The following is a 15,091-nucleotide window of genomic DNA, read 5'->3' on the forward strand; positions in this document are numbered from 1 at the left end:
CCGCCTCCCCGTCCTGGAGAATGAGGCCCGAGCAGGGTAGTTGAGGAATGCGCCGTCCTGCGCTATTGTTGGACGTTGCGCTGGCTGCCTCCTGCCCACCTCACACCCGCCACACGACACCGTGGTCTTTGCCTGAGCTATCGCTGATTCAAGCGAATTAGCTGCGTGCGTGAGAACCGGACAGATCGTCCGCCAGCCGAACCGACAAAGTCATAGCGGCGAACGGCTCCGGTGGCCTCCGGATCTCTAGTCGCGTGAGGTGCTGGAAGGAATGCATCTTGGCAGTCTCCCGCCAGAGCAAGAAAACCCCCCTGAATTCCTCAAGTTCTGCTTCCGCTTACAGTTCCGTCCCCGGGGCTCCCGATCGTGTCTCGTTCGCCAAGTTGCGCGAGCCGCTCGAGGTGCCCGGCTTGCTGGACGTGCAGACCGACTCGTTCGAGTGGCTGATCGGCAAGGACACCTGGCGCGAGCGCGCCGTGGAACGCGGCGAGGTCGACCCCAAGGGCGGTCTCGAAGAGGTACTCGAAGAGCTGTCGCCGATCGAGGACTTCTCCGGCTCCATGTCGCTGTCCTTCTCCGACCCGCGCTTCGACGAGGTCAAGGCGCCCGTCGATGAGTGCAAAGACAAGGACATGACGTACGCGGCCCCGCTGTTCGTCACCGCGGAGTTCATCAACAACAACACCGGCGAGATCAAGAGCCAGACGGTGTTCATGGGTGACTTCCCGATGATGACGGAGAAGGGCACGTTCATCATCAACGGCACCGAGCGCGTGGTGGTCAGCCAGCTGGTCCGCTCGCCGGGCGTGTACTTCGACGACACCATCGACAAGTCCACCGAGAAGGTGCTGCACAGCGTCAAGGTGATCCCGAGCCGCGGTGCGTGGCTGGAGTTCGACATCGACAAGCGCGACACTGTCGGCGTCCGCATCGACCGCAAGCGCCGCCAGGCCGTCACCGTACTGCTCAAGGCACTGGGCTGGACCAACGAGCAGATCCGCGAGCGCTTCGGCTTCTCCGAGATCATGATGCAGACCCTCGAGCGGGACCCCACCCAGAACTCCGACGAGGCGCTGTTGGAGATCTACCGCCGGCTGCGTCCGGGCGAGCCGCCGACGAAGGAGTCCGCGCAGACCCTGCTGGAGAACCTGTTCTTCAAGGAAAAGCGCTACGACCTGGCCCGCGTCGGTCGCTACAAGATCAACAAGAAGCTGGGTCTGACCGCCCAGCCGACCGAGGCCTCGTCGACCACGTTGACCGAGGAAGACGTCGTCGCGACCGTCGAGTACCTGGTGCGCCTGCACGAAGGCCAGGCCACGATGACCGCCCCCGGTGGTGTCGAGGTGCCCGTCGAGACCGATGACATCGACCACTTCGGCAACCGCCGTCTGCGCACGGTCGGTGAGCTGATCCAGAACCAGATCCGGGTCGGTATGTCCCGGATGGAGCGCGTGGTCCGCGAGCGGATGACGACTCAGGACGTCGAGGCGATCACGCCGCAGACCCTGATCAACATCCGTCCCGTGGTCGCCGCGATCAAGGAGTTCTTCGGCACCAGCCAGCTGTCGCAGTTCATGGACCAGAACAACCCGCTGTCGGGTCTGACCCACAAGCGCCGTCTGTCGGCGCTGGGCCCCGGTGGTCTGTCCCGTGAGCGCGCCGGCCTCGAGGTTCGCGACGTGCACTCCAGCCACTACGGCCGGATGTGTCCGATCGAGACCCCGGAAGGCCCGAACATCGGTCTGATCGGTTCGTTGTCGGTGTACGCGCGGGTCAACCCGTTCGGCTTCATCGAGACGCCGTATCGCAAGGTCAATGACGGTGTCGTCACCGACGAGATCCGGTACCTGACCGCCGACGAGGAAGACCGCCACGTCGTCGCCCAGGCCAACTCGCCGCTGGACGACGCCGGCCACTTCGCCGAGGACCGCGTGCTGGTCCGACGCAAGGGTGGCGAGGTCGAGTACGTGTCGTCGGCCGAGGTCGACTACATGGACGTCTCGCCGCGGCAGATGGTCTCGGTGGCCACCGCGATGATTCCGTTCCTCGAGCACGACGACGCCAACCGTGCCCTGATGGGCGCCAACATGCAGCGCCAGGCGGTTCCGCTGGTGCGCAGCGAGGCGCCGCTGGTGGGTACCGGCATGGAGCTGCGCGCCGCGATCGACGCCGGCGATGTCGTCGTCGCCGACAAGGCCGGTGTCATCGAGGAGGTGTCCGCCGACTACATCACCGTGATGGCCGACGACGGCACCCGGCACACCTACCGGATGCGCAAGTTCGCCCGCTCGAACCACGGCACCTGCGCCAACCAGCGTCCGATCGTGGACGCCGGTGAGCGGGTCGAGTCCGGCCAGGTCATCGCCGACGGCCCCTGCACCGACAACGGTGAGATGGCGCTCGGTAAGAACCTGCTGGTCGCCGTCATGCCGTGGGAGGGTCACAACTACGAGGACGCGATCATCCTGTCCAACCGGCTGGTTGAAGAGGACGTGCTCACCTCGATTCACATCGAAGAGCACGAGATCGACGCCCGCGACACCAAGCTGGGTGCCGAGGAGATCACGCGGGACATCCCGAACGTCTCCGACGAGGTGCTGGCTGACCTCGACGAGCGCGGCATCGTCCGTATCGGCGCCGAGGTTCGCGACGGCGACATCCTGGTCGGCAAGGTCACCCCGAAGGGTGAGACCGAGCTGACCCCGGAGGAGCGGCTGCTCCGTGCGATCTTCGGTGAGAAGGCGCGCGAGGTCCGCGACACGTCGCTGAAGGTGCCGCACGGTGAGTCCGGCAAGGTCATCGGTATCCGGGTGTTCTCGCGCGAGGACGACGACGAGCTGCCGGCCGGTGTCAACGAGCTGGTCCGCGTCTACGTCGCCCAGAAGCGCAAGATCTCCGACGGTGACAAGCTGGCCGGACGCCACGGCAACAAGGGCGTCATCGGCAAGATCCTGCCGGTCGAGGACATGCCGTTCCTGCCGGACGGCTCGCCGGTCGACATCATCCTGAACACGCACGGTGTGCCGCGACGGATGAACATCGGCCAGATCCTGGAAACCCACCTCGGGTGGGTGGCCAAGGCCGGCTGGAACATCGAAGGTGCTCCGGACTGGGCGGCGAACCTGCCCGAGGACCTGCACACCTCCGAACCCGACTCGATCGTCGCGACCCCGGTGTTCGACGGCGCCAAGGAAGAGGAGCTGCAGGGCCTGCTGGCCTCGACGCTGCCCAACCGCGATGGCGACGTGATGGTGAACGCCGACGGCAAGGCGAACCTGTTCGATGGCCGCAGTGGTGAGCCGTTCCCGTACCCGGTGACGGTTGGCTACATGTACATCATGAAGCTGCACCACTTGGTGGACGACAAGATTCACGCCCGTTCCACCGGCCCGTACTCGATGATCACCCAGCAGCCGCTGGGTGGTAAGGCGCAGTTCGGTGGTCAGCGATTCGGCGAGATGGAGTGCTGGGCCATGCAGGCCTACGGCGCCGCGTACACGCTGCAGGAGCTCTTGACCATCAAGTCCGACGACACCGTCGGTCGCGTCAAGGTGTACGAGGCGATCGTCAAGGGCGAGAACATCCCCGAGCCGGGCATCCCGGAGTCGTTCAAGGTGCTTCTCAAGGAGTTGCAGTCGCTGTGCCTGAACGTCGAGGTGCTGTCCAGCGACGGCGCGGCGATCGAGATGCGCGACGGCGACGACGAGGACCTGGAGCGCGCTGCGGCGAACCTGGGAATCAACCTGTCTCGCAACGAATCTGCGTCCGTTGAGGACTTGGCCTAATTTCGATTTCTAATCCCGCAAGGGGAAAGGGAGTTACGTGCTAGACGTCAACTTCTTCGATGAGCTCCGTATTGGCCTCGCCACCGCGGAGGACATCCGCAACTGGTCCTTCGGTGAGGTCAAGAAGCCGGAGACCATTAACTACCGCACGTTGAAGCCGGAGAAGGACGGCCTATTCTGCGAGAAGATCTTCGGACCGACTCGCGACTGGGAGTGCTACTGCGGCAAGTACAAGCGCGTCCGCTTCAAGGGCATCATCTGTGAGCGCTGTGGCGTCGAGGTGACTCGCGCCAAGGTGCGTCGTGAGCGGATGGGGCACATCGAGCTGGCCGCACCCGTCACCCACATCTGGTACTTCAAGGGCGTGCCGTCGCGGTTGGGCTACCTGCTCGACCTGGCGCCGAAGGATCTCGAGAAGATCATCTACTTCGCCGCCTACGTGATCACCGCCGTCGACGACGAGATGCGGCACAACGAGCTGTCCACGCTCGAGGCCGAGATGGTCGTGGAGCGCAAGGCGATCGAGGACCAGCGCGACAGCGACCTCGAGACCCGTGCGCAGAAGCTGGAAGCCGACCTGGCCGAGTTGGAGGCCGAGGGCGCGAAAGCCGATGCGCGCCGCAAGGTTCGCGACGGTGGCGAGCGCGAGATGCGTCAGCTCCGCGACCGGGCCGGCCGTGAGCTGGACCGCCTCGATGAGATCTGGACGACCTTCACCAAGCTCGCTCCCAAGCAGCTGATCGTCGACGAGAACCTCTATCGCGAGCTGATCGACCGCTACGGCGAGTACTTCACCGGCGCCATGGGCGCGGAGTCGATCCAGAAGCTGATCGAGACCTTTGACATCGACGCCGAGGCCGAGAGCCTGCGCGACACCATCAAGAACGGCAAGGGGCAGAAGAAGCTGCGCGCCTTGAAGCGTCTGAAAGTCGTTGCGGCATTCCAGCAGTCGGGCAACTCGCCGATGGGCATGGTGCTCGACGCGGTCCCGGTGATCCCGCCGGAGCTGCGTCCGATGGTTCAGCTCGACGGTGGCCGATTCGCCACCTCCGACCTGAACGATCTGTACCGTCGCGTGATCAACCGCAACAACCGCCTCAAGAGGCTGATCGACCTCGGCGCGCCCGAGATCATCGTCAACAACGAGAAGCGGATGCTGCAGGAGTCGGTCGACGCGCTGTTCGACAACGGCCGTCGTGGACGTCCGGTCACCGGACCGGGTAACCGCCCGCTCAAGTCGCTGTCCGACCTGCTGAAGGGTAAGCAGGGCCGGTTCCGTCAGAACCTGCTCGGTAAGCGTGTCGACTACTCGGGCCGTTCGGTCATCGTGGTCGGTCCGCAGCTCAAGCTGCACCAGTGTGGTCTGCCGAAGCTGATGGCTCTCGAACTGTTCAAGCCGTTCGTGATGAAGCGTCTGGTCGACCTGAACCACGCGCAGAACATCAAGAGCGCCAAGCGGATGGTCGAGCGTCAGCGGCCTCAGGTGTGGGACGTCCTCGAAGAGGTCATCGCCGAGCACCCGGTGCTGCTGAACCGTGCACCGACCCTGCACCGGCTGGGTATTCAGGCCTTCGAGCCACAGCTGGTGGAGGGCAAGGCAATTCAGCTGCACCCGCTGGTGTGTGAGGCGTTCAACGCCGACTTCGACGGTGACCAGATGGCCGTGCACCTGCCGCTGAGCGCGGAGGCGCAGGCCGAGGCCCGCATCCTGATGCTGTCGTCGAACAACATCCTGTCGCCGGCCTCGGGTCGGCCGCTGGCCATGCCGCGACTGGACATGGTGACCGGGTTGTACTTCCTGACCACCGAGATCGCCGGGGACAAGGGCGAATACACGCCTGCCGCCAAGGACCAGCCGGAGTCCGGGGCCTACGCCTCGCCGGCCGAGGCCATCATGGCGATGGACCGTGGCGCCCTGAGCGTGCGCGCCAAGATCAAGGTGCGGCTGACGAACCTGCGTCCGCCGGCCGAGATCGAAGCCGAGCGCTTCGGCGAAAACGGTTGGCAGCCAGGCGATGCCTGGATCGCGGAGACGACGCTGGGTCGGGTGCTGTTCAACGAGCTGCTGCCCGTCGGCTACCCGTTCGTGGACAAGCAGATGCACAAGAAGGTGCAGGCTGCGATCATCAACGATCTCGCCGAGCGGTACCCGATGATCGTGGTCGCGCAGACCGTCGACAAGCTGAAGGACGCCGGTTTCCACTGGGCCACCCGTTCGGGTGTCACCGTCTCGATGGCCGACGTGCTCGTGCCGCCGAACAAGGCCGAGATCCTCGACGCATACGAGGAGCGGGCCGACAAGGTCGAAAAGCAGTTCCAGCGTGGTGCTTTGAACCACGACGAACGCAACGAAGCCTTGGTGGAGATCTGGAAGGAAGCCACCGACGAGGTCGGTAACGCGCTGGAGGAGCACTACCCCGAGGACAACCCGATCATCACGATCGTGAAGTCCGGTGCCACGGGTAACCTCACCCAGACGCGCACGCTGGCCGGCATGAAGGGTCTGGTGACGAACCCGAAGGGTGAGTTCATCCCGCGCCCGATCAAGTCGTCGTTCCGTGAGGGCCTGACGGTGTTGGAGTACTTCATCAACACCCACGGTGCTCGAAAGGGTCTGGCGGACACCGCACTTCGTACCGCCGACTCGGGCTACCTGACCCGTCGTCTGGTCGACGTGTCGCAGGACGTCATCGTTCGCGAGACCGACTGTGGCACCGAGCGCGGCATCCTGGTCGAGCTGGCTGAGCGCCAGGCCGACGGCACGCTCATCCGTGACCCGCACATCGAAACCTCGGCCTACGCCCGCACTTTGGGTACCGACGCGACCGACGAGGCAGGCAATGTCATCGTCGCCCGCGGCGAGGACCTGGGTGACCCGCAGATCGAGGCGCTGCTGGCGGCCGGCGTGACGCAGGTCAAGGTGCGCTCCGTGCTGACCTGCACCACCGGTACCGGCGTGTGTGCGACCTGCTACGGCCGCTCGATGGCGACCGGCAAGCTGGTCGACATCGGCGAGGCCGTGGGTATCGTTGCGGCGCAGTCGATTGGTGAGCCCGGCACGCAGCTGACGATGCGTACCTTCCACCAGGGTGGTGTCGGTGAGGACATCACCGGCGGTCTGCCCCGTGTGCAGGAGCTGTTCGAGGCCCGCGTGCCGCGCGGTAAGGCACCGATCGCCGACGTCACCGGACGGGTGCGTCTGGAGGACGGCGAGCGCTTCTACAAGATCACCATCATTCCGGACGACGGTGGCGAAGAGGTTGTCTACGACAAGCTTTCGAAGCGTCAGCGTCTGCGGGTGTTCAAGCACGAGGACGGTTCCGAGCGTCTGCTAGCCGACGGCGACCACGTCGAGGTGGGTCAGCAGCTGATGGAAGGCTCGGCCGACCCGCACGAGGTGCTGCGCGTGCAGGGCCCGCGTGAGGTGCAGATCCACCTGACCAAGGAGGTCCAGGAGGTCTACCGCGCCCAGGGTGTGTCCATCCACGACAAGCACATCGAGGTGATCGTTCGGCAGATGCTGCGCCGCGTGACCATCATCGACTCGGGCTCGACGGAGTTCCTGCCCGGTTCGCTGATCGAGCGGGCCAGCTTCGAGGCGGAGAACCGTCGCGTAGTGGCCGAGAGCGGCGAGCCCGCCGCTGGACGTCCGGTGCTGATGGGTATCACCAAGGCGTCGCTGGCCACCGACTCGTGGCTGTCGGCGGCGTCGTTCCAGGAGACCACGCGCGTGCTGACCGATGCGGCGATCAACTGCCGCAGCGACAAGCTGCAGGGTCTGAAGGAGAACGTGATCATCGGAAAGCTGATCCCGGCCGGTACCGGTATCAACCGGTACCGCAACATCCAGGTGCAGCCGACCGAGGAAGCCCGCGCTGCGGCGTACACGATCCCGTCCTACGAGGATCAGTACTACAGCCCGGACTTCGGCCAGGCGACCGGAGCCGCGGTTCCGCTGGACGATTACGGGTACTCGGACTACCGGTAGTCCCCGCTATCGGCGCACAACGAAAAAGCCCCGGGCTTCGGCTCGGGGCTTTTTCGTCGCCCGGTGCGGTTGGGCCTCGTCGAGTGTGCGGCCAGCCGCACATTCGACGCCGAGCGCGCGTCTGGCTGCGCGTTCGCGTGACGGGCGCCCGGCTGGTGGGGCGCTGAGTCACGGCCGCCCTGCTAGCTGGGCGCCCGCAGACGCCGTCCACGCGCTTTAGCCGCCGAGCGTGAAGCTAGCGTTACGTTCGACGCCGAGTGTGCGCCTAGTTTCACCCTCGGTGGGTGGCTTGTTTCGACGCCAATTTGCAGAGATATGGCTTTGCGCCCACCTCATAGCGACAATCGGCTGGAGGTTGGCAAGCCTATGCCGTGCGTCAGGCGTCCTCACTAGACTGGCCGACGTGCTCATCGGTTCACACATCAGCCCGCAGGATCCGCTGGCCACCGCGGCCGCCGAGAATGCCGACGTCGTGCAGATCTTCCTCGGCAACCCGCAGAGCTGGAAGGCCCCCAAACCGCGTGAGGACGCCGCGGAACTCAAGGCCGCGGCCCTGCCGATCTACGTCCACGCGCCGTACTTGATCAACGTCGCATCGGCGAACAACCGCGTACGCATTCCGTCTCGCAAGATTCTGCAGCAGACGTGTGACGCCGCCGCCGACATCGGCGCGGCCGCGGTGATCGTGCACGGCGGGCACGTCACCGAAGACGACGATCTCGACGAGGGCTTCCTGCGCTGGCGCAAGGCGCTCGATCAGTTGGAGACGAAAGTCCCTGTCTACCTTGAGAACACTGCCGGCGGCGACCATGCGATGGCCCGCCACTTCGACATCATCGCGCGACTGTGGGACCACATCGGCGACGCCGGTGTCGGCTTCTGCCTCGACACCTGCCACGCCTGGGCGGCGGGGGAGGGGCTCGTCGACGCGGTGGACCGGATCAAGGCCATCACCGGACACATCGACCTGGTGCACTGCAACGACTCCAAGGATTCAGCCGGCTCCGGCCGTGACCGGCACGCCAACTTCGGCACCGGGCAGATCGACCCCGAACTGCTGGTCGCCGTCGTCAAGGCCGCCAATGCGCCGGTCATCTGCGAGACAGCCGAAGAGGGCCGCAAGGACGACATCGCATTCCTGCGGGAGAAGACGAGCGCCTGAGATGCGTCATCGGATCGCGATCCTGCTGGGCGTCGTGCTGTTGCTGGCCGGATGCGCGGTCGTGCATCCCAAGCCGCCGTCGGGGTTCGTCGACGGCGCCAGCATCCACACCCTCAAGGCCGGCAACCACGAGCGCGTCTACCGACTGCACAAACCCGCCGGCCTCAACGGCTCTTCGAGTCTCGTGGTGGTGCTGCACGGCGGCTTCGGAAGCGCCGAGCAAGCCGAAAGGTCTTACGGCTGGGACCAATTGGCTGACTCGGCGAAATTCGTCGCGGTCTACCCCGACGGCGTGAAGCGGGCCTGGAACGTCAACGGCGGTGGCTGCTGCGGCCGGCCGGCGACGGAGAACATCGACGATGTCGGCTTCATCACCGCCGTAGTCGCGGACGTGTCCAAACACATCGGCATCGACGCGTCACGGGTCTACGTCACCGGCATGAGCAACGGCGGCATCATGGCTTACACGCTGGCCTGCAACACCACGCTGTTCGCCGCGATCGGCCCGGTGGCCGGCACTCAACTGGACGCGTGCCGGACGCCGCATCCGGTGTCCGTGATGGCGGTGCACGGCACCGCTGACCCGAACATCCCCTACGGCGGTGGACCCGGCCACGGGTTCGCGCACATCAGCGGCCCGGCGGTACCGGAGCTGAATGCGTTGTGGCGCAAGGTCGATCAGTGCAAGCCGCCCACAGAGACGACGGATGGCCCGGTCACCGTCTCGACCGCCGGATGCGCCGAGGGGCGCAGCGTCGCGCTGGTCACCGTCGCCGATGGCGGCCATCACTGGCCCGACTTCGCCACCGCCAAGCTCTGGGAGTTCTTCGCCGGCCATCACCGCTGAACATTACACCTCTTGTGCGGTTGTAGAAAAAATGTAATATCGACGCCATGCCAGATACCCATGTCGTCAGTAACCAGGTGCCGCTGCTCGAGGAGCACAACCCGGCGTCGTCGCCGGTGCTGATGGAGGCCCTGATCCGTGAGGGTGGGCAGTGGGGCCTCGACGAGGTCACCGCGGTCGGTGCCATCTCGGGTTCGAAGCAGACGCAGCGCTGGGGTGAGCTGGCGCAGCGCAACCGGCCGATCCTGCGTACCCACGACCGCTACGGCAATCGGGTCGACGTGGTCGAATTCGACCCGGCCTACCACGAGCTCATGAAGGTCGCGATCGAGCACGGTCTGCACGGCGGGCCCTGGGCCGACGACCGACCGGGCGCACACGTGGTCCGCGCGGCCAAGATGGGTGTCTGGACTGCCGAGCCCGGGCACGTCTGCCCGATCTCCATGACCTATGCGGTCATCCCCGCGCTACGGTTCAACCCCGAACTCGCCGCGACCTACGAGCCGCTGCTCACCAGTCGGCACTACGACCCCGAATTGAAGCTGGCCACAACCAAAGTCGGCATCACCGCCGGCATGTCGATGACCGAGAAGCAGGGCGGCTCGGATGTCCGCGCCGGCAACACCGAAGCCGTGCCGAACGGCGACGGCACCTACCGGCTGACCGGTCACAAGTGGTTCACTTCCGCGCCGATGTGCGACATCTTTCTGGTGCTGGCCCAGGCGCCCGGCGGGCTGTCTTGCTTCTTCCTGCCGCGCGTGCTGCCCGACGGCAGCCTCAACCGGATGCTGCTGCAGCGCCTGAAGGACAAGCTCGGCAACAACGCCAACGCCTCCAGCGAGGTGGAGTACGACGGCGCGACGGCATGGCTGGTCGGCGAGGAGGGTCGCGGCGTGCCGACCATCATCGAGATGGTCAACCTCACCCGGCTGGACTGCACGCTGGGCAGTGCCACCAGCATGCGCACCGGCCTCACCCAGGCGGTACATCATGCCCAGCACCGCAAGGCATTTGGCGAATATCTGATCGATCAGCCGCTGATGCGCAACGTGCTGGCCGACCTCGCCGTCGAGGCCGAGGCCGCCACCATGGTTGCGATGCGGATGGCCGGTGCCACCGATAACGCCGTGCGCGGCGACGAGACCGAGGCGCTGCTGCGCCGAATCGGCTTGGCCGCCAGCAAGTACTGGGTGTGCAAGCGCGCGACGCCGCATGCGGCCGAGGCCATGGAGTGTCTGGGCGGTAACGGCTACGTCGAGGAGTCCGGCATGCCGCGGCTCTACCGCGAGGCCCCGCTGATGGGCATCTGGGAAGGCTCGGGCAATGTGAGTGCGCTGGATACCTTGCGCGCCATGGCAACTCGCCCCGAGTGCATCGAGGTGCTATTCACCGAGCTGGCCAAGAGTGCGGGCCAGGACGTGCGGCTGGACCGTCATGTCGAGCAGCTTCGCCCGCAGCTGGGCGACCTGGAATCCATTCAGTACCGGGCCCGCAAGGTTGCCGAGGACATCTGTCTGGCGCTGCAAGGCTCGCTGTTGGTGCGCCACGGTCACCCGGCCGTCGCCGAGGCGTTCCTGGCGACCCGACTGGAGGGCCAGTGGGGCGGCGCGTTCGGGACCATGCCCGCCGGGCTGGATCTCGCGCCGATCATCGAGCGTGCTCTAGTAAAAGGATGACAGCGCAGGGGCAACGCCCATGACACACGCGATCCGGCCGGTCGATTTCGGCAACCTGAAGACGATGACCTACGAGGTCACCGACCGGGTTGCGCGAATTACCTTCAACCGGCCCGAAAAAGGCAACGCGATCGTCGCCGACACTCCGTTGGAGCTGTCGGCTCTGGTCGAACGTGCCGACCTCGACCCGGCAGTCCACGTCATCCTGGTCTCGGGCCGGGGCGAAGGATTCTGCGCTGGATTCGACCTCAGCGCGTACGCCGACCGCACCGGCTCGGCGGGCGGCACCGGCGCCTACAACGGCACGTCGCTGGATGGAAAAACCCAGGCGGTCAACCATTTACCGAATCAGCCGTGGGATCCGATGATCGACTACCAGATGATGAGCCGGTTCGTGCGCGGCTTCTCCAGCCTCCTGCATGCGGACAAACCGACGGTGGCCAAGATCCACGGTTACTGCGTGGCCGGTGGCACCGACATCGCGCTGCACGCCGACCAGGTGATCGCCGCATCGGATGCCAAGATCGGCTACCCGCCCACCCGCGTCTGGGGCGTGCCCGCGGCAGGCATGTGGGCTCATCGACTGGGCGACCAGCGCGCCAAACGCCTTCTGCTGACCGGTGATTGCATCACCGGCGCGCAGGCCGCCGAATGGGGTCTGGCCGTCGAGGCGCCGGACCCGAAGGACCTCGACGAGCGCACCGAGCGCCTGGTCGAGCGAATCGCCGCCGTGCCGGTCAACCAACTGATCATGGTCAAGCTGGCGCTGAATTCGGCACTGCTGCAACAGGGTGTGGCGACCAGTCGGATGGTCAGCACGGTGTTCGACGGGGTGGCCAGGCACACGCCCGAGGGCCATGCGTTTGTTGCCGACGCCGTTGAGCACGGCTTCCGCGAGGCGGTCAAGCATCGCGACGAACCATTCGGCGATGCTGGCCGGCAGGCCTCACAGGTCTAACCGCATGCCGAAATCGCTGGCCCGCATGACCGCCCGGTCGGTGGTGCTGAGCGTGATGCTCGGCGCCCACCCCGCATGGGCCAGCGCCGCCGAATTGATCCGGCTCACCGACGACTTCGATATCAAAGAGACCACGCTGCGGGTTGCGCTCACCCGGATGGTCGGCGCGGGCGACCTGGTCCGCTCCGCAGACGGCTACCGGCTCTCCGATCGACTGCTTGCCCGCCAGCGGCGCCAGGACGACTCGATGCGGCCGCAACTACAGCCCTGGCAAGGGAATTGGACGATGCTGATTGTCACCAGCATCGGCACGGACGCCCGCACCCGGGCGACATTGCGAACCACGCTGCACCAGAAGCGTTTCGGTGAACTACGCGAGGGTGTCTGGATGCGGCCGGACAACCTCGGTCTCGAGCTCGACGCGGATGCCCGTGAACGGGTGCGGATCGTGCAGGCCCGCGACGAGGATTCCGCGGAGCTGGCCGGCCAGCTATGGGACCTCGAAGCGTGGGCCCGCACCGGGCGGCAACTCGTCGACGACATGGCCTGCGCCGGTGACGTCCCGGAGAAATTCGTGACCGCCGCAGCGATGGTCCGCCACCTGCTCACCGACCCGGTGCTGCCCGATGAGTTGCTCCCGAAAGACTGGCCGGGTCAGCGACTGAGGTCCGCCTACAACGACTTTGCCGCGGAACTACTCGCGCGGCGCGACGACATCCGACTAGTGGAGGCGACATGAGCGACCCAGTGCGGGTTGAACGCAACGGCCCGGTGACCACCGTCATCATCGATCGGCCCGGGGCGCGCAACGCGGTCAACGGCCCTACCGCCAAGGCGCTCTACGAGGCCTTCGAGGAGTTCGACCGTGACGATTCGGCTGCGGTCGCCGTGCTCTGGGGTGATCACGGAACATTCTGTGCCGGTGCCGATTTGAAGGCCTTCGGTACCCCGGACGCCAACGCGGTGCACCGCACCGGGCCCGGTCCGATGGGACCGAGTCGAATGGTGTTGTCCAAGCCGGTGATCGCCGCGGTCAGCGGCTATGCGGTGGCCGGGGGGCTGGAACTCGCCCTGTGGTGTGACATGCGGGTCGCCGAGGAGGACGCCGTGTTCGGCGTGTTCTGCCGGCGCTGGGGCGTGCCGCTGATCGACGGCGGCACGATTCGGCTGCCGCGGCTGATCGGGCAGAGCCGGGCGATGGACATGATCCTCACCGGCCGCGCCGTCGACGCCGCCGAGGCCCTTTCGATCGGGCTCGCCAATCGCGTTGTGCCCAAGGGAAATGCGCGCAAAGCCGCCGAGCAACTCGCGCTGGAGCTCTCCGGGCTGCCGCAGCAGTGCCTGCGGGCGGACCGGTTGTCGGCGCTGCACCAGTGGGGGCAGTCCGAAGCCGACGCGCTGGACTACGAGTTCGCCAGCATCTCGCGGGTGGCGGCCGAGGCAAACGAGGGCGCGGGCCGGTTCGCCGCCGGCGCGGGCCGGCACGGCGCCAAGGCCTAGTAGTCCGGCAGCGTGAACGACCGCGCGGTGGCCAATGATTGCCGGGCCACGAACCTGCCGACCGCCGGGATGCGCAACAGTTGCAGAGCGGTATTGCGCAGCGTGGCCCGCCACCCCGACGAATAGCGGTCGGCCTTCAGCGCCTGCAAAGCAACCTTCTGGCACCGTTCGACGTACGGCATCATCAGCCGCTGGTAACGGTCGAACGCTGCCGCGTAATCGCCTTCGGCTGAACCCAATTCGTGGGCCAGCACATACGAGCCGACCAAGGCCAGCGTGGTGCCCATGCCCGAGCGAGGCGAGGCGCACCACGCCGCGTCGCCGGTCAGACATACCCGTCCGCGCGCGTACGAGTCCATGTGCACCTGGGCGATCGAGTCGAAGTACACCACCGGCGCCTTCGCGAGGTCCGCGAGAACGTGCGGAACCTGCCACCCCATGCCGGCGAACCGCTCCGCAAACAGTCGCTTGTTGCCCTCGGTGTCGCGGTAGTCGAAATCGATCCTCGGGTCGTTGAGGAAAAGGCTGGCCCGGGCCGGCTTGTCGGCGTGGATGGCCTGCAACGCCGCGGTCCGGCCCGAGTCGATATATGCCATACCGCAATGGTCCTGCCGCAACCGGTTTTCGATGTCGAAGAAACCGAAGCACTGACCCAACTGGGTGACGTAATCCTGCTCGGGACCGAACGCCAGTCGGCGCAACCCGGAGTGCAGGCCGTCCGCTCCGACGACGATGTCGTAGCTGCCGGAGGATCCGTCGCTGAAGGTCACCTTGACACGCTGCGCGTCGTCGTCGGCGGCCGTAACCCGAACGCCGAAGCGATAATCGACGTCGTGATGCACGGTCTCGTAGAGGATGCGGGCGAACGTGCCCCAGTGCATCTCGATCTCGCCGCTGACCACCTCGGACGGCAGTTGCGCGACCTCGTTACCGCGGCTGTCGACCAGTATCAGCGGGCCCATGCTGGTGGCGCCGGCTTGCACCTGTGCGAGCAGGCCCATCTTCTCCAGCACGGTGATGGCGGGCCCGCGAAAGTCGACCGCCTGCCCGCCGGTGCGCAGTTCGGCAGCCTGTTCGACGATCGTCACGGTGTGGCCGTGGCGGGTGAGCCAGTAGGCAAGGCTCGGTCCGGCGATACCGCCGCCACTGATCAGAACATCGAAAGGCATTGCGCC

General features: G+C 66.1%; 9 protein-coding genes. 8 read left to right on the plus strand and 1 reads right to left on the minus strand.

The genetic code is table 11. From position 1 onward, the window contains the following. Positions 1-278: 278 nt before the first annotated feature. The 8 genes from rpoB to PT015_RS22230 all read left to right on the plus strand — a co-directional run bounded on the left by rpoB (position 279) and on the right by PT015_RS22230 (position 13,916). Positions 279-3,785 carry a DNA-directed RNA polymerase subunit beta gene (gene rpoB, locus PT015_RS22195; RefSeq protein ID WP_285187231.1) on the plus strand — a complete coding sequence of 1,169 codons (3,507 nt, stop codon included), beginning with the start codon at positions 279-281 and terminating at the stop codon, positions 3,783-3,785. Positions 3,786-3,822: 37 nt separating this feature from the next. Then, the gene (locus PT015_RS22200; RefSeq protein WP_285187232.1) at positions 3,823-7,773 is read left to right on the plus strand and encodes a DNA-directed RNA polymerase subunit beta'; all 3,951 of its coding nucleotides are present in this window, start codon (positions 3,823-3,825) and stop codon (positions 7,771-7,773) included. Between the two features lie 403 nt (positions 7,774-8,176). Continuing rightward, positions 8,177-8,935, plus strand: a complete 759-nt coding sequence (locus PT015_RS22205) for a deoxyribonuclease IV (protein ID WP_285187233.1) — start codon at positions 8,177-8,179, stop codon at positions 8,933-8,935. Between the two features lies 1 nt (position 8,936). Then, positions 8,937-9,782: an extracellular catalytic domain type 1 short-chain-length polyhydroxyalkanoate depolymerase gene (locus tag PT015_RS22210; RefSeq protein ID WP_285187234.1), complete on the plus strand. Its 846-nt coding sequence runs from the start codon at positions 8,937-8,939 to the stop codon at positions 9,780-9,782. Between the two features lie 47 nt (positions 9,783-9,829). Then, positions 9,830-11,458 carry an acyl-CoA dehydrogenase family protein gene (locus PT015_RS22215; protein ID WP_285187235.1) on the plus strand — a complete coding sequence of 543 codons (1,629 nt, stop codon included), beginning with the start codon at positions 9,830-9,832 and terminating at the stop codon, positions 11,456-11,458. 19 nt (positions 11,459-11,477) lie between these two features. Then, positions 11,478-12,416 carry a crotonase/enoyl-CoA hydratase family protein gene (locus PT015_RS22220; protein WP_285187236.1) on the plus strand — a complete coding sequence of 313 codons (939 nt, stop codon included), beginning with the start codon at positions 11,478-11,480 and terminating at the stop codon, positions 12,414-12,416. A 16-nt stretch (positions 12,417-12,432) separates the two neighbouring features. Further along, positions 12,433-13,155: a PaaX family transcriptional regulator C-terminal domain-containing protein gene (locus PT015_RS22225; protein WP_285191234.1), complete on the plus strand. Its 723-nt coding sequence runs from the start codon at positions 12,433-12,435 to the stop codon at positions 13,153-13,155. Further along, the gene (locus PT015_RS22230) at positions 13,152-13,916 is read left to right on the plus strand and encodes a crotonase/enoyl-CoA hydratase family protein (RefSeq protein WP_285187237.1); all 765 of its coding nucleotides are present in this window, start codon (positions 13,152-13,154) and stop codon (positions 13,914-13,916) included. The genes PT015_RS22225 and PT015_RS22230 overlap by 4 nt, the downstream gene beginning before the upstream one ends. Here the strand turns inward: PT015_RS22230 and PT015_RS22235 are convergent. Continuing rightward, positions 13,913-15,085 carry an FAD-dependent monooxygenase gene (locus PT015_RS22235; RefSeq protein WP_285187238.1) on the minus strand — a complete coding sequence of 391 codons (1,173 nt, stop codon included), beginning with the start codon at positions 15,083-15,085 and terminating at the stop codon, positions 13,913-13,915. The two genes, PT015_RS22230 and PT015_RS22235, sit on opposite strands and share 4 nt — an antisense overlap. Between the last annotated feature and the right edge of the window lie 6 nt (positions 15,086-15,091).

This window comes from Candidatus Mycobacterium wuenschmannii, assembly GCF_030252325.1.
Lineage (GTDB): Bacteria > Actinomycetota > Actinomycetes > Mycobacteriales > Mycobacteriaceae > Mycobacterium > Mycobacterium wuenschmannii.

Excerpts from the sequence above, each read along its gene's own strand:
- PT015_RS22235 (WP_285187238.1), bottom strand. The coding sequence starts at position 15,085 with ATGCCTTTCGATGTTCTGATCAGTGGCGGCGGTATCGCCGGACCGAGC.
- PT015_RS22220 (WP_285187236.1), top strand. The coding sequence starts at position 11,478 with ATGACACACGCGATCCGGCCGGTCGATTTCGGCAACCTGAAGACGATG.
- PT015_RS22210 (WP_285187234.1), top strand. The coding sequence starts at position 8,937 with ATGCGTCATCGGATCGCGATCCTGCTGGGCGTCGTGCTGTTGCTGGCC.
- PT015_RS22230 (WP_285187237.1), top strand. The coding sequence starts at position 13,152 with ATGAGCGACCCAGTGCGGGTTGAACGCAACGGCCCGGTGACCACCGTC.
- PT015_RS22215 (WP_285187235.1), top strand. The coding sequence starts at position 9,830 with ATGCCAGATACCCATGTCGTCAGTAACCAGGTGCCGCTGCTCGAGGAG.